The sequence below is a fragment of the Vibrio aquimaris genome, assembly GCF_009363415.1.
Classification (GTDB): Bacteria; Pseudomonadota; Gammaproteobacteria; order Enterobacterales; family Vibrionaceae; genus Vibrio; species Vibrio aquimaris.
In genome coordinates this window covers 2519822-2543863 of the sequence record NZ_CP045350.1, presented here as the reverse complement: position 1 = coordinate 2543863, position 24042 = coordinate 2519822, and the positions used below count along the sequence as shown (strand labels likewise).

Sequence of the window (24042 nt, the reverse complement as noted above, 5' to 3'; positions counted from 1 at the left end):
ATGAGCTGTTTGAACTTATGATGCTTCAGCCGCGATAGCCTGATCGGCGCTGAGTTGCTGTTTTTTTTCTTCCTTGAGTAAGCCCGTTGAACCAGAGGCATAATCCTTTGGCGCTTCACTTATAACTGAAGATGTTTTTTCAGTGGGTGCTTTGGTTGAAGCATCCGACTGCTCAGCGACTTTCTTGCTAAACGGATTATCCTGTTCTGGAAGGCTAGGTAGTAGCTCAGAAGATGTCTTAGCCATATGTTGATATAGTTTGGTGTATTCTTTACCTAAAGAGTCCAGCATATCGGCCGTTTTAGCAAAGTGGTCTGTGAGATCTTGTTTTTGCTGTTCAAGTTCAAACTTTGCACTTTCTAAATCTTTTTGGATGGTTTTTTGCCTTTTGTATCCCGGAGTAGTAATGCGCGAGATGATGATGCCTAAAACCGTACCAATAAGCAAACCTACGAGGGCGTAAATCCAAAGCATATTCGCTCCTTATCATTGTTATTTAACATGTTTTTCACCGAACGGTTACACATGCTTAGTGACATGTTACTATGAGAGGCCGAGACGATAAAGAAAAATGCGTGTGCACTGCATAGCAGTTTGTCTTCTTTTAAAGCATTTGAGTAAAGTAATGACACCATTAGATACCTATACCCGAGACATTAAACAACACGGTTTTCAGCAAGATGACGCACAGCTCAAAGCGGTTCAATCTCTAGATAAGCTTTATCATGATTTTATAGAATATGTGAGTAATCCAGTCGTCAAGAAAACTGGATGGAAGCGCTGGTTTAGTAAAACTCAAGCTCAGCCTGTTGCACCGAAAGGGCTGTATTTTTGGGGAGGAGTAGGGCGCGGGAAAACGTATTTAATGGATACATTTTTTGAAGCGTTACCTTGCGAAAAAAAGATGCGTGTACATTTCCATCGCTTTATGTACCGCGTTCATGACGAGTTAAACTCTCTAGGTGAGGTGAATGATCCGTTAGAGCTTGTTGCTGATAAATTTAAATCTGAAGCGGATATTATTTGTTTTGATGAGTTCTTTGTTTCAGATATTACCGATGCCATGATTCTTGGTACTCTTTTTCAGGCATTATTTCGACGTGGTGTAGTCTTGGTTGCAACCTCGAATATTCCTCCTCAAGACCTCTATCGAAATGGGTTACAACGAGCTCGCTTTTTACCTGCTATCGAACTCATTCAAGCAAATTGTCAGATACTCAATGTCGATAGTGGAATTGACTATCGACTTAGAACCTTGGAGCAAGCCGAAATTTATCATTTCCCTCTCGATGAACAAGCGAGTATTAATCTTGGCCGCTACTTCGAACAATTGGTAGGAGAGAGCAAACAGGGAGAGACATGCATAGAAATCAATCATCGGCAGATAAATATCGTTAACTCTTATGAGGGAGTACTTCATGCAACCTTCGAGCAACTTTGTCAATCAGCGAGAAGTCAGAATGATTATATTGAGCTATCGCGAATCTACAATACAGTCCTACTTGCAGATGTGAAGCAAATGGGGCGGTTAACTGATGATGCCGCGCGCCGTTTTATTGCTTTAGTGGATGAATTTTATGAGCGTAATGTCAAATTAATCATTTCCGCAGAAGTGGCTTTGGAAGACTTATATACTCAAGGACAATTGGAGTTTGAGTTTCAGCGTTGTCAGTCACGTTTGATAGAAATGCAAAGTCATGATTATCTAGCCAAAGAGCATTTAGCATAAAGGAGTGAAGGTATTTGCTCTGACAAGAAAAAAAATCGACTTTTTTGCTGAAAAAGAGGTGATTTTTTCAACTGACTTCTCTATAATCCTGCGACCCACCGTTACTGCAGACCAAGTCCTAACGGATTTAGGGTCGAGAGTGCCAACCACTCGAAGGGGTGATGACTGGGCTCTTAGTCAGTGGGAGCAATGCTCCTTAAGTGTAAATTTTAATTAACGGGTTATTATTAGCATGAAAACTTTCGTTGCTAAACCAGAAACTGTAAAACGCGACTGGTACGTTGTAGACGCTGAAGGTAAAACTCTTGGTCGTCTAGCAAGTGAAATTGCATCTCGCCTACGTGGCAAACATAAAGCTGAATACACTCCACACGTTGACACTGGTGATTACATCATCGTTGTGAATGCGGAGAAAGTTACCGTAACTGGTAACAAGGCTAAAGGTAAGATTTACCATCGCCACACTGAGTTCCCTGGTGGTCTTAAGTCAATCAGCTTTGAGAAGCTTATTGATCGTAAGCCAGAGATGGCGCTTGAGCTAGCAGTTAAAGGTATGCTACCACGTGGTCCTCTAGGCCGTGCTATGTACCGTAAGCTGAAAGTTTACGCTGGTGCTGAGCACAACCATGTTGCTCAACAACCACAAGTACTAGACATCTAATCGGGGATTTCGAAAATGGCAGAGAATCAATACTACGGCACTGGCCGTCGCAAAAGCTCAGCTGCACGTGTTTTCATCAAACCAGGCAGCGGCAACATCGTAATCAACAAGCGTGGTCTTGATGAGTACTTCGGTCGTCCAACTTCTCGTATGGTTGTTAAGCAACCTCTAGAGCTCGTTGAACTTACTGAAAAGCTAGATCTATATGTTACTGTTAAAGGTGGCGGTATTTCTGGTCAAGCAGGTGCTATCCGTCACGGTATCACTCGCGCTCTAATGGAGTACGATGAGTCTCTACGTCCAACTCTACGTGCAGCGGGTTACGTAACTCGTGATGCTCGTTGTGTTGAGCGTAAGAAAGTTGGTCTACGTAAAGCACGTCGTCGTCCACAGTTCTCCAAGCGTTAATCTTTCTTCAAAGGTTATTTCCGGTACATTTATCGGAACTTGGTATCCAAAGCCTGGCTTTTTGTCAGGCTTTTTGTTTTCTATCCGTAAATACCTCTCTTTATATCCGTCTTAATAATATATTTTCTGCTAATCTTTCTTTTGTGAGCGAACGGGCTATTTACTTGACGCTTGTTGCAAAAAGGTACCTTTATCTTGTCAAAAAGTAGGGTTTTAATTATCATTTGCCGTCAAATACATACAACTAGATTCGTATTTTTTAGCCATGCTCTGTAATAGGAATAATAATAATCCAAAAGGAGCAACTGGGAGAATGTTTGGATGAGCAATGCGCCTTTAAATAACGGTCGCAGACGTTTCTTGACCGCTACAACTGCCGTTGTAGGGGGGCTCGGAGCTGCTGCTGTCGCCGTTCCTTTTATTAAATCTTGGAACCCAAGTGAGAAAGCAAAAGCTGCGGGTGCCCCTGTCGAAGTTGAAATCGGTAAGCTTGAAGAAGGACAAATGGTTCGCGTTGAGTGGCGTGGTAAGCCAGTTTGGGTTGTCCGCCGAGCGCAGTCTGTTGTCGATGGGCTAAAAAATATTGATGGCCAACTTCGTGACCCATCTTCAGGGGAAGAGCAACAGCCCGGTTATGCACAGAATGCTTATCGCTCCATTAAACCTGAGTACTTTGTCGCAGTGGGCATATGTACGCACTTAGGCTGTTCACCAACTTATTTACCTGACACTTTTAGTGAACAAGTCCAAGGTGTGAAATCAGGGTTCTTTTGTCCATGTCATGGCTCTAAATTTGATATGGCTGGACGTGTTTTCCAAGGGGTGCCAGCGCCTTTGAATCTTGTTGTTCCAAAACATATGTATCTCACGGATACCAGAATTATTATCGGTGTTGATGAAGAAGGAGAAGCATGATGCAAGCTCTACTTGATTGGGTGGAAAAACGCATACCAGCGATGAATGCGTATAAAAAGCACCTCTCTGAATACCCGATGCCAAAAAACTTTAACTTCTGGTATCTATTTGGTTCATTGGCAATGTTGGTTCTGGTCAACCAAATTTTGACAGGTATCTGGTTAACGATGAACTATGAGCCATCGGGCGATGGTGCATTTGCCTCTATTGAATACATCATGCGTGATGTTGATTATGGATGGTTACTACGCTACATGCATTCAACGGGTGCCTCTGCGTTCTTTGTGGTTGTTTACCTGCATATGTTCCGTGGTTTGATCTATGGCTCCTACCAAAAACCACGTGAACTGCTGTGGATCTTTGGTATGTTGATCTTCCTTGTATTGATGGCAGAAGCCTTTATGGGATATCTATTACCTTGGGGGCAGATGTCGTATTGGGGAGCTCAGGTAATCATTTCTTTGTTTGGCGCGATTCCTGTGATTGGCGACGATCTGACGCTTTGGATTCGTGGTGACTATGTTATTTCTGGTGCAACGCTAAACCGTTTCTTCGCACTGCATGTGATTGCTCTGCCGATTGTGTTGTTGCTTCTTATTGTTTTGCATGTTCTAGCGTTACATGAAGTAGGCTCGAATAATCCTGATGGTATTGAAACTAAGTTGCCAAAAGGCGCCATGGGTGATGACTATAAAACCCAGTTCAAATTCCATGATGATTATGTGAAGAAATATGACATCATTGATAGCATACCTTTTCATCCATATGGCACAGTGAAAGACTTAATTGGAATCGCTGGATTCTTATTCCTGTTCTGTTATGTGTTGTTCTTCAATCCTGAAATGGGGGGCTATTTCTTAGAGCCACCTAACTTTGAAGCTGCTAACCCTCTGAAAACACCAGAGCATATTGCGCCAGTTTGGTACTTTACACCTTTTTATGCCATCTTACGTGCGGTTCCAGATAAACTGCTAGGGGTTATCGCTATGGGTGCATCGATAGTTGTTCTATTTGTTCTACCCTGGTTGGACCGTTGTCGAGTACGTTCATATCGTTATCGCAGTAAGTTCCATTTGTTCAATATCATCCAATTCACGATCAGCTTCATTGCTTTGGGTGTGCTTGGTGCGCTTCCAGCGACACCGACATACACGTTGCTAGCGCAGATCTTTAGCGTAGCTTACTTTATGTTCTTCGTTCTGCTGTATTTCTACAGTAAGAATGAGGCAACTAAGCCACTACCAGAAAGGGTGAACTTCAAATGAAAAAATGGATTGTAACTTTATTTGCAATGCTGCCCTCTCTGGCAATGGCAGCAGGAGCGAACGTGCCTTTGGATGAAGCGAATAATGATTTGAGTGACCAAGCTTCGTTACAAAATGGCGCCAAGTTGTTTATGAACTACTGTTTTGGTTGCCACTCGTCTCAGTATCAACGATATGAACGTGTCGCAAGAGATATAGGTATTCCAGTCGAATTACTCAAAGAAAATTTGATTTTTGATCCTAATGCTAAAGTTGGCGACCTGATGGAAAACGCCATCCCAGATAAGGCTGCTGCCAAATGGTTTGGTGCGACGCCTCCTGATCTCACTTTAGTTGCTCGTGTGCGCGGTGTAGATTGGTTATATACATATCTTCGTTCGTTCTATGAGGACCCTTCTAGGCCGTTTGGTGTGAATAACATCGTTTTTCCTAGTGTGGGTATGCCTCATGTACTAGAAGAGCTTCAGGGCATTCCTAGCCCCATTTATGAAACTAAGGTTATCGATGGCCAAGAGCATAAAGTGGTTGTAGGCACCGAAAGTAATGGCAAAGGGGAACTAAACCAAGAGGAATACGATGATGCAGTTCGTGATCTCGTTAACTTCCTCGAATACTCGGGCGATCCGGTTAAATTAGAACGCCATGCTTTAGGTTGGTGGGTAATGGCTTTCTTAGTTATTTTCACTATAGTTGTTGTCTTGCTTAAGAAAGAATATTGGCGCGATGTCCATTAATTGTGCTAATATGCGGTGCTAATTCCAAATTTTATTGTTGATAATGGAGGCATAGCCTCCATTATTTTTATATCTGTATGTGTGCTGGAGGGCTCCATGGCTGTAGCTGCCAATAAACGTTCTGTGATGACTCTATTTTCAAGTGCATCTGATATGTATAGCCATCAGGTCCGTATCGTCCTGGCTGAAAAAGGTGTAAGTGTTGAAGTTGAATTAGTTGATGAAGTAAACCTTCCTTCTGAGTTGATTGAACTTAACCCTTATAAATCAGTACCCACTCTAGTTGATCGTGAGCTGGCGCTATACGACTCAAAAATCATTATGGAATACTTAGATGAGCGATTCCCTCATCCACCCTTGATGCCTGTTTACCCCGTAGCGAGAGGAAACAGTCGTTTGATGATTTACCGTATTGAAAAAAATTGGTACACCTTGGCAGAAAAAATTGCCAATGGTAATGCTGATGAAGCCGAGAGCGCACGCAATAAGTTGCGTAACGATTTACTAACATTGGGTCCAGTTTTTGCCGAGTTTGAATACTTTATGAGTGAAGAATTTAGTTTGATTGACTGCTATCTTGCTCCTCTACTGTGGCGTTTGCCTCAATTAGGTATTGATCTTGTCGGCCCCGGCTCAAAAGAATTGAAAGTTTATATGAATCGTGTATTTGAACGTGATTCATTCTTAGCATCTCTAACAGAGGCTGAGCGCGAAATGCGCCTGAGTCGCTAATTTAGGGAGCAAAATGGACATCGCAAACATGACGCCACGTCGGCCATATATGCTGAGAGCATTCTATGATTGGCTAGTTGATAATGACTTAACCCCTCATCTGGTGGTTGCTGCCACCTTACCGGGAGTCCGTGTACCAGAGGAATTTATTCAAGATGGACAAATTATTTTGAATATTGCTCCTCGAGCGGTAGGCAATCTAGAGTTAGGTAATGAAGCTATCATCTTTAACGCTCGTTTTTCTGGTCGCCCTCATAGCGTAATTGTACCTCTTTATGCAGTTCAGGCTATATATGCGCGTGAAAACGGTGCTGGGACTATGTTCGAACCAGAAGATGCTTACGACGAAGAACGGATAGGGCTTGATGATGATTTATCATCTGCAGAAGAACATGATGCTGAAAGTTCTGGCCTTTCATTGGCAACAGAGGTCACTGATGATGATCCGACGCCTGATGATGAGCCGCCTAGGCCTAAAGGGCGTCCAAGTCTTCGAGTAGTAAAGTAATAAAAAGCAGCTTGAGCTGCTTTTTTATTAGTTGCTGGTTTTAAATGCTTTGATTACTTGCTTTACGCCCGAGACATTTCGGGCAACATCGACGGCAATATCCGCTTGTTCTGGTGTCAGATAGCCAAGTAAAAAGACTTCTTTATCTTCAGTAATCACTTTTACTTTTACGCCATTAAGCTTTTCATTGGTGAGCAAGGCGGATTTGACTTTAGTGGTTATCCAGCTGTCATGACTAATTTGGCCAATAGATAGAGGTGCTTTGACCCGAACTTGATTGTGGATTTGTTCTACACCTTTTATCTTTTGAGCTTTAGAAATGAAGTTATCAAGAAGTTCAGAGTTACTTGCTTGGCCGATTAAAACAACAGTGCCTTCGTAGGAGCTGGCTGAAATTCTCACCTGATGTACAAAAGGTGCCTTATTCGCTATGCCAGCAACCTCAAATTCGATATTGTTGTCATCCCAAATTTCTTGTGTGGTACGCGTATCTGTGACTATGTTTGCCGTAGTTGCTGCACCAGCAACAAAAAGACCAGCACAACCTGTAGTGCCGAATAGAGCGCAGCTTATAAGTAATGTGCTTAAATATTTCATGAGTTACTCATCGTGAGCCGGAAATAGAACTTGATCGATAAGATCGCACAAGCAGTGAAGTGTCACCATATGCACTTCGTGAATTCTGGCTGTTCTGTGAGATGGAATCCTAATTTCGACATCGTTATCGCCCAATAGACCTGCCATTTCACCGCCATCTTTACCAGTAAATGCAATGATAGTCATATCGCGAGTTACGGCAGCTTCCATAGCTTTGATGATATTCTTGCTATTACCGCTGGTTGATATTGCCAAAAGAATATCACCTGCCTGACCAAATGCTCGGACTTGTTTAGAGAAAATTTCTTCGTAGTGGTAGTCGTTAGCAACGGCTGTTAGTGTGGTATTATCTGCTGTTAGAGCCATGGCAGGCAAGCTAGGGCGCTCAGTTTCAAATTGGTTGAGTAGACATGATACAAACTGTTGAGCATTGGAAGAAGATCCTCCATTGCCACAGCATAATATTTTATTGCCATTGAGTAAGCTAGCAACCATTGCTTGTGCAGCGTGAGTGATGGCATCAGGTAATGCCTCTGCCGCTGCAATTTGAATCTGAATACTTTCTGTAAAGCTATCTTTAATGCTGTCTAGCATTGATTATCCTTGAGTTATTGCGTTTTTTATCCATTCGATTTGTTGGCCGTGTTGGTGAATGGCTATAAGATCAAATCGAAAGTCAGTAGTATGAACTGATTTACCCTGTTTCATCAACCATACATTGGCTGCTTTGATGAGTTTGAGCACTTTACTCTGGTTCACGGTTTCTGCAGCATGACCAAAATATTGGCTTGAGCGATAGCGCACTTCAACAAACACTATACTAGCGCCATCTTGCATGATTAGATCGAGCTCACCTCCCTTTACATGGAAGTTCTTTTCGATACTAGTTAGCCCTTTGCCAATCAGAAACCGCTCAGCCAAAGCTTCGTAATGTTCACCACTTTGTCGTTTATTCAACTTGCCCATATTCAGCCCAACTGATCTCACGCTGTACGACGCAGTCTGAGCTGAGACTTAGCAATCCTGTATTTCCTTGCAATGTATAGCCTTCGACTACTTTCATTTGTGGAAGTTGCTCCATCAATAAATAAGCGTCCATACCAAGAGCTTGTAAACGTTTTTCTGAATTAGAGTCTTTGGGCCAAAGTAGCTCCATTTGCGCTTCAAGTGACTCATTAGGCTGAACAAGCAATGGTATATCGCTATACATTACTCCTGACAAATCCTCATACTGTTGACGTCCGTTGTTACTGCGTGAATTCGAAAATAGCTTAGGTGGAATAGTGTCCGGGTTAACTGCTACTTCAATAAAAGGTTTGATTAAGGTCAGTTCAGCATTCCCAGCAACAATATAGACGGCATCTATATCACGCCTACTACGTGGCTGTGTTTTGAGAGGGATGTTCAGCAGTGATTCCATTTGTGCGATGTGCTGCTGGCTTTCCTGCAAACCAAATACTTTGTTGATGTCTTTTTGAAGTTGGCGTTTATCTCCGAACAAATTAACCGCAACGTGATTATTACTATGCTTTTTCCACTCTTGCTCAAAGGCTTCGACAACGCGCGTACCTAGGCTTCCTTTAGGTGCCAAGATCAGTGGGTAGCGGTAACCTTGTGAATATAAATGTTTTGCTGCCTGAGAAACCTCTTGCTCAGGAGAAAGCGCAAGGTAACAAGTATTATTCCCGTTTTCCAAGCTATCGGGAATGTTGAGTGCGAGTGTCGGTAAGGGTTGTGAGAAACCAGACTGTGCTTGGGTGAGCTTGTCTATATTGCTTTTTATTAGTGGCCCTACCACGAAGTCGATACGTTTCTCTACCAGGGTTTGTTCTAGCTGCTCAACTGTAGTGTTGTTGGTGTCAATAATAGTCAGACTGGCGTTTTCATCACGCTGAGTGTCGTTCATCATTTCCAGAATGAAGCCATCACGGATAAGTTGTGCCTGTTTAGAAAATTTCCCTGATAGTGGGAGTAGTAGAGCAGTGTTTACAGGCTTAGTGACTTCTAGGTTGAGAAGATCAATAATTCCTGATGGTGTATATAGCGCGGCAGGGTGATTAGGGTTTTCTTCGAGCCACTTTTCAAGGGTATTCTTCATCTGAGAAAGATTAGCAGATAAGGTTTTTGTGTAGATAGATAATTGCAACCAACCATCTAAAACTTCTTCATCACGGTTAGCAGTAAACTCTGTGATCTGATATTGGTTATACTGACTCAAATTGTCCCAAATACTTTGAGAGATACCTTTTTGTTGTGAAGGTTGTGCGTATTTAGCTGAGGCGATCAGCTCCCTAGTGGCTTCAAAGTAATTGGCCTGCTTGTTGAATAATTGGGCTCTCACTTGATGATAGGCTTGCCATTGAACGTCTGCTAACTTCCACGAAGCATCGAAGTTTAAGTTATTCAAGGCTTCATCATACTGAGCTTGTTTAATTAATAATTCTGTATGTGCTAGTTGCAACTCTGCTTGTTGCATGTGAGAAAGATCTTGTCTAGCTAAGCGACGGATGAGTAAATCACTTTGAGTGTAATCGTTGGATTTTATTGCAGCTTTCAGTGCCATGATTAGCCAGTCATTTTGAATATTGCCTTGACTGCTGTCAGCCCGCATAAGGTAAGTTCTCGTTGATTGATTTGGAGAAAGGGTGATATCAACGTTTGTTTGCTTAGATGGGGCTGTAGAACAAGCTGTCAAAATGACAGCAAGGGCTACAGGAGTCAATATGCGTGTTACACTGCGTCTCTTGTGGTTATTCATAGCCATGAGTTATTAACTATTTCCGTACAAAATTTTGTCTATATTAATCGTTGAAGTGATGGTAAACAAATGACAGATAAAAAAACCTTACCAACTGAGGTTCCAACTCTTTACATTGTCCCGACGCCAATTGGCAATTTAGGTGATATCACTCAACGGGCTCTTGATACATTAACCAATGTTGATCTTATCGCTGCTGAAGATACTCGCCATACTGGCAAGTTGTTATCCCACTTTGGTATTTCGACGAAAACCTTTGCTTTGCATGATCATAATGAGCAACAAAAAGCGCAAGTTTTAGTTGAAAAACTGTTAGCTGGATACTCTATTGCACTGGTTTCTGATGCTGGTACCCCATTAATTAGCGATCCAGGATACCATTTGGTGACAAAGTGTCGTCAGGCTGGCGTTAAAGTTGTACCGCTGCCTGGTGCATGCGCGGTTGTCACCGCTTTAAGTGCATCTGGTTTACCTTCCGATCGTTTTAGCTTTGAAGGCTTCTTACCCGCTAAGAGCAAAGGACGAAAAGATAAGTTTCTTGAGATTGCTAAAGCTGAGCGTACCTGTATTTTCTATGAATCGCCACATAGAATACTCGATTCTCTTCACGATATGCTAGAGATCCTAGGGGCTGAACGTGAAGTGGTTCTCGCTCGTGAATTGACCAAAACCTTTGAAACCATTCAGGGATTACCCTTGGCTAAGCTGGTTGATTGGGTTAAATCTGATGAGAACCAGCAAAGAGGGGAAATGGCGTTGCTTGTTCATGGATATCGAGCAGTTAGTGATGATTCATTGCCTGAAGAAGCAACTCGAACTCTAGCTATTTTAAGTAAAGAGTTACCCCTTAAAAAAGCCGCAGCTTTGGCCGCTGAGATATATAACTTAAAGAAAAATGCGCTTTATAAGTGGGGCCTTGAGCACCTTGACTAATGGGGCTTATAAAATGCTCTTAGGCAATCTGAGATGGTTTTTTCGCCGTTTGTTCGCTTGATTTCATCATATTTGTGATCTCACTAGACACTGAGTGTTAATGTCTATACAATCCGCCTCGGAGTTGACTGGGTAGTCGCTGCTTTATTGATGTCCTTTATCCATGTGGTAGGGGAGACTGATAAAGGGGAGGAAAGTCCGGGCTCCATAGAGCAGGGTGCCAGGTAACGCCTGGGAGGCGCAAGCCTACGACAAGTGCAGCAGAGAGAAGACCGCCGATGGCTCGTTAGAGTACAGGTAAGGGTGAAAGGGTGCGGTAAGAGCGCACCGGACGACTGGCAACAGTTCGTTGCAAGGTAAACTCCACCCGGAGCAAGACCAAATAGGCTTCCATATTGCGTTGCTCGCGTAAGGAGGCGGGTAGGTTGCTTGAGCCAGTGAGCGATTGCTGGCCTAGACGAATGGCTACCGCCGCGTATGCGGAACAGAACCCGGCTTATATGTCGGCTCCACCTATTCGAAACCCATCATAACTCTCATGTTGTGATGGGTTTTTTGCTTTTTATTGACGAACATACTGCCGTAAGCACTAAACTTAGCGCAATATCACGTGTACGATTTAGCATAGGTGGTGATCCTAGACCAAATCAGTAAACTGGCTAGTTTGAACGCATTGGTGCAAGAGTGAGATACAAATACAATGACCGAAGAATTTAAGCACATTTCCGTACTACTGCACGAGTCAATCGATGGTTTGGCAATTAAGCCCGATGGTATTTACATCGATGGAACCTTTGGTCGAGGCGGCCATAGTCGTCAGATATTAAGTCAATTAGGAGACTCTGGACGCTTATTCAGTATCGATCGTGATCCTCAAGCTATTGAAGAGGCCAAGACTATTCATGATGCTAGGTTTACTATTATTCACGGTCCTTTCTCTGGGATGGCCGACTATGCGGAGCAAAGAGGTTTAGTTGGCAAAGTGGATGGTGTATTACTTGATTTAGGTGTTTCTTCCCCTCAACTCGATGACGCTGAACGCGGCTTTAGTTTTATGAAAGATGGTCCTCTGGATATGAGAATGGACCCAACCACGGGTATTCCTGTGTCTCAGTGGTTATTAGAAGCTGACTTGGATGATATAACTTGGGTTATTCGTGAGTTTGGCGAAGATAAACACGCTCGCCGTATTGCGAAGGCCATAGTTAACTATCGCGAAAATGAAGATAATGAACCTTTGACTAGAACCAGTCAGTTAGCAAAGCTCATCTCAGAGGCGGCTCCTAAAAGTTTCAAAGAAAAGAAACACCCAGCCACGCGCACTTTTCAAGCATTTAGAATCTACATAAATAGTGAATTAGAAGAAATTGATACCGCGTTAAAGTCGGCCGCCAGTATTCTTGCCCCTCAAGGGCGTTTATCTGTGATCAGCTTCCACTCATTGGAAGATAGAATGGTAAAGCGATTTATCCGTAAAGAAAGTAAAGGACCAGAAGTGCCTCATGGTATCCCAATGACAGAGGAGCAAATCAGTGCACTTGGTAAAGCAAATTTAACGCCTGTCGGCAAGGCGATTAAACCCTCTAAACAAGAAATTGATATCAATACACGCTCTCGCAGCTCTGTGCTTCGAATTGCGGAAAAACTATAGGTAACCATGGACAAACCTGTTCCTAATTTGGCTAAGCTCATCGTATTGGACCTTGTTACTATTGGTCGAATACCTTTGTTGATCCTTGTGTTTATATTCGCATCAGCAATGGCGGTTGTGTTCACGACACATCATACACGTCAAGCGATTACAGAAAAGGACTTAGCTTTACAAGAACGTGAACGTCTAGATAATGAATGGCGTAATTTACTGATCGAAGAAACGGCATTAGCAGAACATAGCCGAGTTCAAGAAATCGCAAAAGACGAATTGCAGATGAAGCGTCCAGATGCGGATAAAGAGGTGGTTATCGACCTACCATGAGTAAAAATAGAGAGCCTTCCTCAGCAAAGAAAACATCCAACAAAGTATCGGGAAAAAAGTCTGGGCATATTGAACAGCCGAACCTGATACGTTGGCGTTTCTATTTAGTGCTACTGGCCATGTTTGTTGCATTCTCAGCACTTATCACAAGAATTGCTTATATTCAAATTGTTGAGCCAGATAATCTGATTCAGCAAGGTGACTTACGTTCAGTGCGAGCCAAAACGATTCACTCTGCCCGTGGCATTATTTCTGACCGCAATGGTGAACCACTTGCGGTCAGTGTTCCTGTCGAGGCTGTGTGGGCTGATCCTGTGACCATATTTAAACGCGATGGCTTTAGCAATATGGATCGTTGGTACGCATTGGCTGACGTGCTCGGCCTTGATCGTCAGAAAATGATTGAAAAGATTCGCCGCAGTAAATCACGCCGATTTATTTATCTCCAACGTCAAGTTAGTCCTGCGATGGCTAACTATATCCGAGAGTTAAAACTCGCGGGTGTTGGGCTTAAAGCTGAATCCCGTCGCTATTATCCCACAGGCGAAGTGAGTGCCCATATTGTAGGCGTAACAGGAATCGACGGACATGGTTTGGAAGGTGCTGAGCGCAGTTATGATAAATGGCTAACAGGGGAAGCAGGAAAGCGGATCATCCGTAAAGATAGATATGGTCGAGTGGTTGAGAATATTTCTCTTGAAGAGAGGGAGCAAGGTAAGCCTTTAGACTTAACCATAGACCAGAGAATTCAAGCCATCGCTTATCGCTCTATTAAACAGGCAGTCGCCGATTATAGGGCGACATCGGCAACGGCTGTTATCCTTGATGTTAAAACGGGTGCTGTGTTAGCCATGGTTAACGCGCCGTCATACAACCCCAACAATCGATCCGATCTTCAATCGGCAAAAATGCGTAACCGTGCTATTACCGATGCGTTTGAGCCAGGCTCTACCGTGAAACCTTTTGTGGTTTTAGCGGCTCTCGAAAATGGAGTAGCCGATAAAAATACAATTATTGATACCGGCAATGGCATTATGCCGATCGGTGGTCAGAAGGTGCGTGATGTCTCTAAAGTAGGTAAAGCCGACCTGGCTACGATATTAAAAAAGTCGAGTAATGTTGGAGTTGCTAAGCTTGCGCTAGATATGCCTCTTGAGGCTTTATTGGGTATGTATAGCTCTGTCGGTTTTGGTGAGTTATCTGGTTTAAATCTTGTTGGCGAGACACAAGGTATTTTTCCTAATCGTCGCCGCTGGTCAAAATTTGAAATCGCTACCCTTTCATATGGTTACGGTATAGCGATTACTCCTCTACAGCTAGCTCATGCTTATGCAACCTTGGGTAATTACGGTAAATACCAACCGATCCACATTATCGAAAGTAATCAACAAGATTTGTCACGCCAAGTGCTTAACGAAGAAAATGCGCATATTGTACTTGATATGCTCGAAACGGTAACACAACCTGGCGGTACTGCAACGAAAGCAGCGGTTCCGGGCTATCGAGTGGCAGCCAAAACAGGAACATCAATTAAAGCTATTGCAGGCGGTTATGGGGATGAATATTTTGCTTACACCGCGGGCGTTGCACCTGTGAGCAACCCAAGAATTGCGGTTGTTGTAGTTGTGAATGAACCTCAAGGGGACAACTATTACGGAGGTTCGGTTGCAGGTCCAGTATTTTCTGAAATCACTAAAGGCACGTTACAAATTCTGAATGTCGCCCCTGACGAGAATCGATTTAAAAGAGATAAATAGAGAAACGCTATGGCCCAACCCATGACTGCTACTGAGTTATTATCACCTTGGCTAGATATTTCGGCTGAAAACAGCTTAGATATTGTTGTTAAAAAGCTTGAACTAGATAGTCGTCTGGTAAGTTCCGGGAGCACCTTTGTGGCGGTGAAAGGTCATGTGGTTGATGGTCGGGATTTTATTGACTCGGCTATTCGTCAAGGAGCAAACGCAGTCATTGCTGAAACCGAAGAGCTAGACAGCCATGGTAAAATTGAATGGCGTAGAAATATACCTATCATCTATATTTCGAACCTAAGTCAGTACCTGTCGCATATTGCAAGCCGATTAATGCCGTTAAAGCATAACCGTTTGATTGCGGTAACAGGAACCAATGGTAAAACGACGATTACTCAGTTAATCGCCCAGTGGCTAGATCTTTCGGGGAAAAAGTGCGCGGTTCTAGGTACTACGGGTAATGGATTTCTTGAAGCTTTGCAGCCAGCGGCCAATACGACTGGTCATGCATTAGAAATTCAGGATGTTTTATCAGCACTAGAGCAACAAGGCGCTAAATATACAGCTATGGAAGTGTCGTCCCATGGTTTAGTACAAGGCCGGGTTAAAGCACAGCAGTTCGAGGTAGGTGTCTTCTCCAATCTAAGCCGTGATCATTTAGATTACCATGGCAGCATGGAGCAATATGCGTTAGCTAAACGTTCGCTTTTTACTGAGCATAATTGTGCTCGGGCTGTTATCAATATCGATGATCCTATTGGCGCCTCATTGGCTAAGGAAATCAAATCTTGTATTCCAGTATCACTGTCGCTGATAGCATCTGGTCAAGGTGTATATGCTACCAGTATAAAATATGCATCAACTGGGATTGAATTAACCTTTTCTGGTCAGTTTGGCGAGGGTTGCTTCACCGTGCCTCTAGTTGGAGAGTTTAATGCAAGTAACATACTGCTTGCATTTGCTACTTTGCTTTCTCTAGGAATAGAAAAGAATCAACTGCTGGGTAGTGCTGGTCAATTACAATCAGTGTTGGGTCGTATGGAGTTATTTCAAGCAGAAAGTAAAGCGAAAGTTATTGTCGACTACGCTCATACTCCTGACGCATTGGAAAAAGCCCTTCTAGCACTGAAGCGCCATTGCAATGGCAAGCTTTGGGTGATTTTTGGTTGCGGCGGAGATAGAGACAAAGGGAAACGACCTATGATGGCCGCGATAGGAGAATCGCTCGCAGATGAAGTGATTTTAACCGACGATAACCCTAGAAGTGAGTCGCCCATAGAGATAGTAAAAGATATGCTGGCTGGAATGACACTTCCCACAAAAGCAACTGTGGAACACGATCGCTATCAAGCTTTGGCTTATGCTCTGCGGCACAGTTGCGCAGACGATATTATCTTGTTAGCAGGTAAAGGTCATGAAGATTACCAGATCATAGATGATAAAACGCTACATTATTCAGATCGCGAATCGGCATTACAACTTTTGGAGCTAACACAATGATCTCTCTAACTCTGTCACAATTGGTTGAGGTGCTCGATGCTGAGCTTATCGGTGATGATGCCGTGGTTAATAGTATCTCGACAGATACTAGAGTCATTGAAGAGAATGCTCTTTTTATTGCTTTGATCGGAGAGCGATTTGATGCTCATGACTTTATTCCTCAAGCAATCTCCTCTGGCGCGTCTGCTTTGCTCGTTAGTCGCTGTGCTGATGTAAAAGTGCCTCAATTATTGGTTAAAGATACCAAAGTCGCGCTTGGCTTATTAGGTAAATTTGTTCATCAGATCTGCCAGACACCTACGGTGGCAATCACGGGTAGTTGTGGTAAGACAACGGTTAAGGAAATGGTAGCAAGCATTATGTCTCAAGAGGGGAGAGTGCTATATACCGCTGGTAATTTTAATAATGACATCGGAGTGCCATTAACCTTGTTGCGTTCACAGCCCGAAGATGATTTTGCTGTCATCGAATTAGGGGCTAATCATGTCGGTGAGATTGCTTACACGACCCAGCTTGTCAGCCCTGATATTGCTCTTGTCAATAATGTGGCTGCAGCACATCTGGAAGGGTTTGGCTCATTGGAAGGGGTTAAGAGAGCAAAGGGTGAAATTTACCAAGGGTTGAAATCTGGCGCTGTTGCTATCGTAAACTTGGATAGTAATGGCGGGCCGCTATGGGACAGAGTTTTATCTGACAAAACAGTAAAGACTTTCTCACTCTCTGATAACAGAGCGCAATATAAAGCACGTAATCTAACAATGGATATCAATGGTATGGCTTCTTTTACCATTGATACGCCGGATACCAGTTTTGATGTGTCGCTGGGAATGATCGGCCAGCATAATGTCGCCAATGCTTTAGCGGCCACTGCGCTATCGATTGAGTTGGGAGCTTCAACACAAATGATTGCTGCAGGATTGGAAGCTCTGTCTATGGTTAAAGGTCGAGTCGAGAGTATAGAACTCAACGAAAATATTAAACTGATTGACGATAGTTATAACGCCAGTGTACCTGCTATGAAAGCGGCTGCAGATTTGTTAGGTAGCTTTAATGGTGTACGATGGCTTATTTTAGGCAATATGGCTGAGTTAGGTGAGGAAAGTCTTGCACTTCATCGCCAAGTCGGTGAACATGCGGCCCCATTTAAATTTGAATATGTGCTTACTTACGGATCAGATAGCATAGCGATTAGTGATGTATGTGACGGTAAGCACTTTGATACTCATGACAGCATGATTGAGTTTATAAAGCAGCACATTGCTCAGCATAACGGTTCCCAGACAATACTTGTCAAAGGGGCGAATAGTGCAGGCATGAATCATATTGTTGCTGCTGTGAAGGAGATGTATACATGATCATTTGGCTTGCAGAGCTTCTACAGCCATACTTTTCATTTTTCCGTTTATTTGAATATTTGTCTTTTCGAGCCATTGTTAGCGTATTAACAGCCCTTGGTTTGTCTTTGTGGATGGGACCTCGTCTTATTAAGCGATTACAAACATTGCAAATTGGCCAAGTCGTTCGTGATGAAGGCCCAGAGTCTCACTTCAGTAAACGCGGGACTCCCACTATGGGAGGGCTGATGATTTTAACCAGTATTATTACAACCGTTCTTGTTTGGGCTGATTTGTCTAACCCTTACGTTTGGGCTGTACTCGCTGTATTGGTTGGGTATGGGACTGTTGGTTTTGTCGATGACTACCGTAAAGTTATTAACAAAGATACGGATGGTCTCATTGCTCGTTGGAAATACTTCTGGCAGTCCGCTATCGCTTTGGTGGTTTCCTTTGCATTGTATGCCTATGGAAAAGAGACAACCGCTACTCAGCTTGTGGTACCATTTTTCAAAGATGTTATGCCGCAGCTTGGGCTCTTCTATATCGTTTTGAGTTACTTTGTTATTGTTGGAACCAGTAACGCAGTTAACTTAACGGATGGTCTTGATGGATTGGCCATCCTACCAACTGTGCTTGTCTCTGCTGGTTTTGCTGCAATTGCATGGGCAACAGGTAACGTGAATTTTGCTAATTATCTCCATATTCCCTATGTTCCTCATGCCTCCGAATTGGTTGTAGTATGTACTGCTATGGTCGGCGCAGGGTTGGGCTTTTTGTGGTTCAACACCTACCCAGCACAAGTTTTTATGGGAGATGTTGGCTCACTTGCTCTTGGTGGTGCTTTAGGAACTATCGCTGTATTGGTACGCCAAGAGTTTGTCCTAGTTATTATGGGTGGGGTGTTTGTTATGGAAACGCTCTCTGTAATCCTCCAAGTCGGTTCATATAAACTCAGAGGTCAACGCATTTTTCGTATGGCGCCAATTCACCATCACTATGAGCTGAAAGGTTGGCCAGAACCACGTGTAATCGTACGGTTTTGGATTATGTCGATTGTGCTTGTGCTGGTTGGCCTAGCAACACTGAAAGTACGTTAAGGAAGTTGAGTTTGAAACCTTGGCAAAATATTGAGAGTGTTGTCGTTGTAGGCCTTGGTTTGACAGGGGCTTCGGTAGTAAGGCATTTGTTAAGCCTGCCTAAAAGTCTGAGGATCAAGGTGATCGATACTCGAGAGCAGCCACCAGGTTGTGAATCTTTGCCGAAAAATGTGGAATTAGTTTGTGGTGGTTGGCCCCGAAATTGGTTGATAGATGTAGATCTTATAGTTGTTAATCCTGGAATTGCGCTATCAACTCCTCAACTGCAACAAGCGATCGGTATGGGAATTCCTGTCATTGGAGATATTGAGCTTTTTGCTTGGCAAGTGGATAAACCTGTGATTGCTATTACTGGGTCAAATGGTAAGAGCACTGTGACTGATCTCGCAGGTGTTGTGGCAAATGCATCAGGTGTTAAGACGGCTATTGGTGGAAATATAGGTGTTCCTGCATTGGACTTACTTGACCAAGATGCTGACCTGTATGTTTTAGAATTGTCTAGCTTCCAATTAGAAACGACTTCAAGCCTTTCTTTGGTCGCAGGCGCTTTCTTAAACCTTTCGGAAGATCATATGGACCGATATTCCGATATGGAGGCATACCGCCAAGCTAAACTACGTATTTTTGCCCATGCTCAAGCATGTGTGGTTAATGCTGACGCTCTCGCAACCTTTCCTGATCAGCAGGACAAGCGTCTGATCGAGTTTAGTTTGCAGAGGCAAACCGAGTATCATGTCAAATCAGTAGATGGGCGAGAGTTTTTATGTCATCGAGATTTGGCAATATTAGCTGCCGACGAGCTTAGCTTAGTGGGTCGACACAATATGGCCAATGCTCTCGTTGTTCTGGCGTTGCTAAACGAAGCTGGTGTAGATGTCGCTAAGGGTTTGTGTGCATTAAAAGCTTATACTGGGCTTACTCACAGGTGTCAGCTTATAGCTAATAAGCAAGGCGTAAAATGGGTCAATGACTCCAAGGCAACCAATGTTGCAAGTACTTTAGCGGCTTTATCCGGTTTATCTCTCTCTGGGAAACTTTATTTACTCGTTGGAGGAGATGGTAAAGGCGCTGACTTTTCAGAGCTTGAGTCTGCCCTTAACCCCTTGGATGTTCAGCTATGTTGTTTTGGCCAAGATGGTCGACGCTTTATGTCACTCACACATGATTCAAAGTATTTTGCAACACTAGCGGATATTATTAAGTGGGTGAGTTGTAGAGCGCAACGTGGAGATATGGTTATGCTATCCCCTGCCTGTGCTAGCTTTGATCAGTTTGAAAATTTTATGGTACGCGGCGAAACCTTTACGGCGCTAGTCAAGCAATTAGCATAACTAAGCTATCACATATGCAACTAAGAGAATTATTAGCAAGCACTAGACATTGGATCACCACCTCTTCTCCTGAGGTATTGTATGATCGCCAGCTGGTTTGGATAGCTTTAGGCTTAATGCTGACAGGGTTAGTGATGGTGACCTCTGCTTCATTTCCAATTAGCACGCGTCTTACAGACCAGCCATTTCACTTTATGTTTCGCCATGCTGTATTTCTGTTGCTTGCGTTAGTAACCGCTAGCATAGTACTTCAGGTTCCCTTGAGTAAATGGTCCCAATATGGCTCTCTGCTATTAGGTTTATCGGTTTTTCTTCTTATCGTTGTTTTGGTGGCGGGTAAGTCAGTCAATGGAGCTTCTCGCTGGATACCCTTGGGTCTGTTCAATTTGCAGCCTGCAGAGCTTGCAAAACTGTCATTATTTATCTTTATGTCAGGCTATCTTGTTCGTAAACACCAAGAAGTTCGTTCAAGTTTTTTTGGTGGATTTATCAAGCCGATCATCATTTTTGGTACCCTGGCTAGTTTGCTTTTACTCCAGCCTGATTTAGGAACAGTTATTGTCATGCTGGTTACTTTGTTTGGCATGCTATTTATTGCCGGAGCTAAATTAAGTCAATTTTTAGCACTCATGGCAGTCGGTATTTTTTCTGTGGTTGCTCTCATATTGTTAGAGCCTTATCGAGTAAGGCGAGTGACGTCTTTTCTTGACCCATGGGAAGACCCGTTTGGCAGTGGCTATCAGTTGACACAATCCTTAATGGCATTTGGTCGAGGGGAATGGTTAGGGCAAGGCTTAGGCAACTCAATTCAAAAACTGGAATATTTGCCGGAAGCCCACACTGATTTTGTTTTTGCTGTACTTGCAGAAGAATTAGGCTTTGTAGGTGTTGTTTTAGTTCTTATGCTGATTTTTAGTTTAGTCATCAAAGCGATTTTAATAGGGCGTAAAGCATTTGAAAATGATGTGCTTTTTGGTGGTTATTTAGCATTCGGCATCGGAATTTGGTTTGCGTTTCAAACCTTGGTCAATGTAGGAGCCGCAGCGGGTATGGTTCCTACAAAAGGGTTAACTTTACCTTTGATTAGCTATGGGGGATCGAGTTTAATTATTATGACAGTTGCGGTGGCGATATTATTAAGAGTTGATTTTGAATGTCGTATTAGTTCGATGACCCCGAGACCTAAAAAGATAGCAGATGATGAAAAAAAATAAACGTTTGATGGTAATGGCTGGAGGAACGGGTGGACATGTCTTTCCTGGTTTAGCTGTTGCTAAAAAGCTTCAGCAACAAGGTTGGGATATTCGCTGGCTTGGCACTGCCGATAGAATGGAAGCTGAACTGGTTCCCAAACATGGCATAGAAATCGATTTTATTAAGGTTAAAGGCTTACGTGGGCAAGGTATATTGAAATTGATTCAAGCGCCTTTTCAAATAGTTAATGCCGTTCTTCAAGCAAGAAAGCACATCAAAGCTTGGCAGCCAGATGTGGTTTTGGGCATGGGAGGCTATGTTAGTGGCCCTGGAGGAGTAGCCGCAAGAATTCAGGGTATTCCTGTTGTTTTGCATGAACAAAATGCCGTTGCTGGATTAACCAATCGTTGGCTATCATGGATTGCAGCTAAGGTTTTCCAAGCTTTTCCGGGGGCTTTCCCTGATGCTGAAGTTGTGGGCAACCCAGTTAGAGAGGACGTTGTTGCTATTAGAGATCCTTCTCAACGAATGGGTGGACGTACAGATAATATTCGTATTTTAGTCATGGGCGGCAGTCAAGGAGCACAAGTTCTTAATCGCACTATGCCTGAAGTCATGGCAAAATTAGGTGTCGGATATGAGGTTCGCCATCAAGCAGGAAAAAATAACAAGGCTGAGGTTGAGTCTCAGTACCATAGTCTTCAAGTTGAGTCTGCGCAGATAGTCGAGTTTATTGAAGATGTTGCTGAAGCGTATGCTTGGGCTGATATACTTATTTGTCGTTCTGGTGCGTTAACGGTATCAGAAGTTGCAGCAGCAGGTCTGGGGGCTATTTTTGTCCCCTTTATGCATAAAGATAGACAGCAAGCTTTGAATGCTGATCATTTAGTAGAATGTGGGGCTGCAAAAATGATAGAACAACCTGAGCTTACAGTAGATAAACTCGCTCAGCAAATACAACAACTCGATCGCCATAAACTGATTGAAATGGCAAACAGTGCGCGTTCGGTAGCAAGGTTAGATGCAGATGATAAAGTGGCTAATGCCATCATTGCACTAACAAATTAACGAGAAATTCCATGACTATTTTACATACTCAAAATTTAGCCCAAATTCGATCCATGGTGCCAGAAATGCGGCGTGTAAAGTGTATTCACTTTATTGGTATAGGTGGTGCCGGAATGAGTGGTATCGCTGAGGTATTGCTCAACGAGGGGTATCAGATATCTGGTTCTGATCTTGCGAATAATCAAGTGACCGATCGCTTAGCTCAGAAAGGAGCATGTATCTTTATTGGTCACAATGAGTCTAATGTTCAAAAGGCTAGTGTTGTGGTTGTATCGACGGCTGTCAGCGAGGATAATCCTGAAATTAAAGCCGCTAGAGCAGCTCGAATCCCGGTCGTGCGCCGAGCCGAAATGCTTGCAGAGTTGATGCGTTTTCGTCATGGTATCGCAGTGGCAGGCACGCATGGTAAAACGACAACAACAGCTTTAGTGACTCAGATATATTCTGAGGCTGGTTTGGACCCAACCTTTGTTAATGGTGGTTTGGTAAAAAGTGCAGGTACTAATGCGCGCTTGGGTTCAAGTCGTATATTAATTGCAGAAGCAGATGAAAGTGATGCTTCATTTTTGCACTTACAGCCTATGGTGAGTATCGTCACCAATATTGAGTCAGATCATATGGACACTTATGGTGGTGACTTTGAAACACTGAAGCAGACTTTTATCGACTTTTTACACAATTTACCTTTTTATGGACAGGCAATTGTTTGTATCGATGATCCTGTGGTAGTTGAACTCATCCCGAGAATTAGCAGACAAGTCATTACTTATGGCTTCGACGAACAAGCCGATGTTCGTATTGAAAATTACCATCAGCATGGTCAGCAAGGCAAATTCACAGTAGTTCGAAATGGTCGTGCAGATTTGGAGATCACCCTAAATATTCCTGGTCGACATAACGCTCTGAATGCGGCGGCCGCAATAGCTGTGGCCACTGAAGACGACATTCAGGATGATGCTATTTTGCGCGCAATGGCCTCAACCCAAGGTACTGGACGGCGATTTGAACATTTAGGTGAATTTGAAACGGGTAACGGCCTCGTTATGCTAGTTGATGATTATGGCCATCATCCGACGGAAGTTGATGTCACAATCCAAGCTGCTCGTAATGGGTGGCAGGATAAGCGTTTGGTCATGGTTTTCCAGCCTCACCGTTACAGCCGAACACGAGACTTATACGATGATTTTGCTAATGTTCTTGAACAAGTTGATGTGTTGATTATGTTGGATGTCTACTCCGCAGGTGAGAAGCCTATATCAGGTGCCGATGGCCGTTCACTGTGCCGCACCATTCGTAGTCGAGGAAAGTTGGACCCTATTTTTATTCCTGATATCAGTGTTTTACCTTCAGTTTTGGTGAATGTTTTGCAAGATGGTGACTTAGTGTTAACTCAAGGAGCTGGTGATATTGGCAAAGTGGCGAAGCAGCTTGCAACACTTGAATTAAACTTAGACAAAATGACCGCTGGCGATTGAAAAAAATGAAAATTCTATTTTTTGAGACAAATAATAGAATTAAAGTGTTATTTCTCAATTTCTGTGTTTGATAC

At 43.2% G+C, this 24042-nt stretch carries 24 protein-coding genes and 1 other RNA gene; 20 read left to right on the top strand and 5 right to left on the bottom strand.

Annotated features, from left to right (window positions below; all coding sequences use genetic code 11):
* Positions 1 to 15 precede the first annotated feature (15 nt).
* The gene (zapG, locus tag FIV01_RS11770) at positions 16 to 474 is read right to left on the bottom strand and encodes a Z-ring associated protein ZapG (RefSeq protein ID WP_152431169.1); all 459 of its coding nucleotides are present in this window, start codon (positions 472 to 474) and stop codon (positions 16 to 18) included.
* Between the two features lie 151 nt (positions 475 to 625).
* On the opposite strand from zapG, the gene zapE reads away from it, so the two are divergent.
* The 8 genes from zapE to sspB all read left to right on the top strand — a co-directional run bounded on the left by zapE (position 626) and on the right by sspB (position 6952).
* Positions 626 to 1729: a cell division protein ZapE gene (gene zapE / locus FIV01_RS11765; protein WP_152431168.1), complete on the top strand. Its 1104-nt coding sequence runs from the start codon at positions 626 to 628 to the stop codon at positions 1727 to 1729.
* A 232-nt stretch (positions 1730 to 1961) separates the two neighbouring features.
* On the top strand, positions 1962 to 2390 hold the full coding sequence (gene rplM / locus FIV01_RS11760) for a 50S ribosomal protein L13 (protein ID WP_114785084.1): 429 nt from the start codon (positions 1962 to 1964) through the stop codon (positions 2388 to 2390).
* 15 nt (positions 2391 to 2405) lie between these two features.
* Positions 2406 to 2798, top strand: a complete 393-nt coding sequence (gene rpsI / locus FIV01_RS11755; RefSeq protein WP_114785086.1) for a 30S ribosomal protein S9 — start codon at positions 2406 to 2408, stop codon at positions 2796 to 2798.
* 321 nt (positions 2799 to 3119) lie between these two features.
* A complete protein-coding gene (gene petA / locus FIV01_RS11750; RefSeq protein ID WP_152431167.1) occupies positions 3120 to 3713 on the top strand; it encodes a ubiquinol-cytochrome c reductase iron-sulfur subunit in 594 nt (197 codons plus the stop codon).
* Entirely contained in the window at positions 3713 to 4978 is a 1266-nt protein-coding gene (locus FIV01_RS11745; protein WP_152431726.1) for a cytochrome b, read from the top strand. Before petA ends, FIV01_RS11745 begins: the two co-directional genes overlap by 1 nt.
* Positions 4975 to 5712, top strand: a complete 738-nt coding sequence (locus FIV01_RS11740; protein WP_152431166.1) for a cytochrome c1 — start codon at positions 4975 to 4977, stop codon at positions 5710 to 5712. Before FIV01_RS11745 ends, FIV01_RS11740 begins: the two co-directional genes overlap by 4 nt.
* 96 nt (positions 5713 to 5808) lie before the next feature.
* Positions 5809 to 6444, top strand: coding sequence for a stringent starvation protein SspA (gene sspA / locus FIV01_RS11735; protein ID WP_152431165.1), 636 nt, complete (start codon positions 5809 to 5811; stop codon positions 6442 to 6444).
* Positions 6445 to 6457: 13 nt separating this feature from the next.
* Complete coding sequence (sspB, locus tag FIV01_RS11730) at positions 6458 to 6952, top strand: ClpXP protease specificity-enhancing factor (RefSeq protein WP_152431164.1); 495 nt, start codon at positions 6458 to 6460, stop codon at positions 6950 to 6952.
* Between the two features lie 27 nt (positions 6953 to 6979).
* Here the strand turns inward: sspB and FIV01_RS11725 are convergent, their stop codons facing one another.
* From FIV01_RS11725 to FIV01_RS11710, 4 genes are read right to left on the bottom strand one after another with little or no spacing between them, the layout of a single operon-like run.
* Positions 6980 to 7549, bottom strand: coding sequence for a BON domain-containing protein (locus FIV01_RS11725; RefSeq protein WP_152431163.1), 570 nt, complete (start codon positions 7547 to 7549; stop codon positions 6980 to 6982).
* A 3-nt stretch (positions 7550 to 7552) separates the two neighbouring features.
* Positions 7553 to 8143 (bottom strand): phosphoheptose isomerase, encoded by a 591-nt coding sequence (locus FIV01_RS11720; protein ID WP_152431162.1) that lies wholly within the window; start codon positions 8141 to 8143, stop codon positions 7553 to 7555.
* Positions 8144 to 8146: 3 nt separating this feature from the next.
* The gene (locus tag FIV01_RS11715; protein ID WP_152431161.1) at positions 8147 to 8515 is read right to left on the bottom strand and encodes a YraN family protein; all 369 of its coding nucleotides are present in this window, start codon (positions 8513 to 8515) and stop codon (positions 8147 to 8149) included.
* Positions 8499 to 10313, bottom strand: coding sequence for a penicillin-binding protein activator (locus tag FIV01_RS11710; RefSeq protein WP_152431160.1), 1815 nt, complete (start codon positions 10311 to 10313; stop codon positions 8499 to 8501). Before FIV01_RS11710 ends, FIV01_RS11715 begins: the two co-directional genes overlap by 17 nt.
* Before the next feature lie 63 nt (positions 10314 to 10376).
* On the opposite strand from FIV01_RS11710, the gene rsmI reads away from it, so the two are divergent.
* The 12 genes from rsmI (at position 10377) to murC (ending at position 23968) form a co-directional block, all read left to right on the top strand.
* Entirely contained in the window at positions 10377 to 11240 is an 864-nt protein-coding gene (gene rsmI / locus FIV01_RS11705; protein WP_152431159.1) for a 16S rRNA (cytidine(1402)-2'-O)-methyltransferase, read from the top strand.
* A gap of 120 nt (positions 11241 to 11360) precedes the next feature.
* An RNA gene (gene rnpB / locus FIV01_RS11700) (RNase P RNA component class A) lies at positions 11361 to 11755 on the top strand.
* A gap of 185 nt (positions 11756 to 11940) precedes the next feature.
* Positions 11941 to 12891, top strand: a complete 951-nt coding sequence (gene rsmH, locus FIV01_RS11695; protein WP_152431158.1) for a 16S rRNA (cytosine(1402)-N(4))-methyltransferase RsmH — start codon at positions 11941 to 11943, stop codon at positions 12889 to 12891.
* A gap of 6 nt (positions 12892 to 12897) precedes the next feature.
* Positions 12898 to 13215: a cell division protein FtsL gene (gene ftsL, locus FIV01_RS11690; RefSeq protein ID WP_114785109.1), complete on the top strand. Its 318-nt coding sequence runs from the start codon at positions 12898 to 12900 to the stop codon at positions 13213 to 13215.
* Positions 13212 to 14972 carry a penicillin-binding transpeptidase domain-containing protein gene (locus FIV01_RS11685; protein WP_152431157.1) on the top strand — a complete coding sequence of 587 codons (1761 nt, stop codon included), beginning with the start codon at positions 13212 to 13214 and terminating at the stop codon, positions 14970 to 14972. The genes ftsL and FIV01_RS11685 overlap by 4 nt, the downstream gene beginning before the upstream one ends.
* 9 nt (positions 14973 to 14981) lie before the next feature.
* A complete protein-coding gene (gene murE / locus FIV01_RS11680) occupies positions 14982 to 16466 on the top strand; it encodes a UDP-N-acetylmuramoyl-L-alanyl-D-glutamate--2,6-diaminopimelate ligase (RefSeq protein WP_152431156.1) in 1485 nt (494 codons plus the stop codon).
* Positions 16463 to 17821, top strand: a complete 1359-nt coding sequence (locus tag FIV01_RS11675) for a UDP-N-acetylmuramoyl-tripeptide--D-alanyl-D-alanine ligase (RefSeq protein WP_152431155.1) — start codon at positions 16463 to 16465, stop codon at positions 17819 to 17821. The genes murE and FIV01_RS11675 overlap by 4 nt, the downstream gene beginning before the upstream one ends.
* A complete protein-coding gene (mraY, locus tag FIV01_RS11670; RefSeq protein WP_152431154.1) occupies positions 17818 to 18900 on the top strand; it encodes a phospho-N-acetylmuramoyl-pentapeptide-transferase in 1083 nt (360 codons plus the stop codon). Before FIV01_RS11675 ends, mraY begins: the two co-directional genes overlap by 4 nt.
* 5 nt (positions 18901 to 18905) lie before the next feature.
* Positions 18906 to 20231, top strand: coding sequence for a UDP-N-acetylmuramoyl-L-alanine--D-glutamate ligase (gene murD, locus FIV01_RS11665; protein WP_152431153.1), 1326 nt, complete (start codon positions 18906 to 18908; stop codon positions 20229 to 20231).
* A gap of 14 nt (positions 20232 to 20245) precedes the next feature.
* Positions 20246 to 21445: a cell division protein FtsW gene (ftsW, locus tag FIV01_RS11660; RefSeq protein ID WP_152431152.1), complete on the top strand. Its 1200-nt coding sequence runs from the start codon at positions 20246 to 20248 to the stop codon at positions 21443 to 21445.
* Positions 21432 to 22493, top strand: coding sequence for an undecaprenyldiphospho-muramoylpentapeptide beta-N-acetylglucosaminyltransferase (gene murG, locus FIV01_RS11655; protein ID WP_152431725.1), 1062 nt, complete (start codon positions 21432 to 21434; stop codon positions 22491 to 22493). Before ftsW ends, murG begins: the two co-directional genes overlap by 14 nt.
* 11 nt (positions 22494 to 22504) lie before the next feature.
* A complete protein-coding gene (gene murC / locus FIV01_RS11650) occupies positions 22505 to 23968 on the top strand; it encodes a UDP-N-acetylmuramate--L-alanine ligase (RefSeq protein ID WP_152431151.1) in 1464 nt (487 codons plus the stop codon).
* The last annotated feature ends 74 nt before the right edge of the window (positions 23969 to 24042 follow it).